This window comes from Pontimicrobium sp. MEBiC01747, from assembly GCF_053601635.1.
In genome coordinates, this window is sequence record NZ_JBSHNS010000139.1 from 1 (window position 1) to 393 (window position 393).

Sequence of the window (393 nt, forward strand, 5' to 3'; positions counted from 1 at the left end):
CGTCTACATTGGTCTGGAGCTAATATTTCAAAATTTGCAGAGAATGATAGTCTAGAATTACAAAGTAAACTTTCTAGGTACGGAAGTAAAATGTTTTTTAGTGAAACAGATGGAGTAGGAACATCAGGAGCATTTAAAGCGAATTTAATGTCTGTATTTTCTACAAGAGAAGCTTCAGATAATACTAAACTAAAAAAAGGAGCTTTAAAAGCAGAAATAGATTCAGATGCTATAAAACTACACAGTAAACTTCCTCCAGTCGCAAAAGAATATTTAGAAAATAAAAGCGGAATCTTCGATGAAAATAATCAATTAAAACCAGAAGGAGTCGAGCCAATTATTTACCAAAAAGAATACATAATAGATGCTTATGATGATATAAATGGTGTTGGA

The 393-nt window shown here is 31.3% G+C and carries 1 protein-coding gene; it reads left to right on the forward strand.

All coding sequences use genetic code 11. From position 1 onward, the window contains the following. The coding region (locus tag ACVC2P_RS03880; protein ID WP_452597174.1) for a hypothetical protein at window positions 1–393 on the forward strand (393 nt) is incomplete at both ends.